1 protein-coding gene is annotated in these 357 nt (G+C 40.3%); it reads left to right on the forward strand.

Going from position 1 to position 357, the window contains the following annotated elements:
* The coding region (locus tag HMPREF2607_RS04815) for an ABC transporter permease subunit (RefSeq protein WP_148130148.1) at nucleotides 1–357 on the forward strand (357 nt) is incomplete at both ends.

Consider the following 357-nt stretch of genomic DNA (forward strand, 5'->3'; position numbering starts at 1 on the left):
GCTGCCTTGGCGGAAATCATTCGTGGGGGACTGAACTCTATCGACCATGGCCAAACGGAAGCCGGCTTGTCTCAAGGATTTAACAACAAACAAATCTTTATTTACATCATCTTCCCACAAGCTATTCGTAAGATGTTACCATCTATCATTTCTCAATTCGTAACAGTTATCAAGGATACTTCTTTCCTTTACTCTGTTATCGCCTTACAAGAATTGTTTGGTAAGAGTCAGATTTTGATGGGTGGTTACTACGAACCTAGTCAAATCTTTACTTTATACGGTATTGTGGCTTTAGCTTATTTCGTGGTTAACTTTGCCATCTCTAGCTACTCTCGCTACCTCTCTAAACAATGGGAG

Origin of the sequence: Streptococcus sp. HMSC078H03 (assembly GCF_001808655.1) — a bacterium.
Lineage (GTDB): Bacteria > Bacillota > Bacilli > Lactobacillales > Streptococcaceae > Streptococcus > Streptococcus salivarius_G.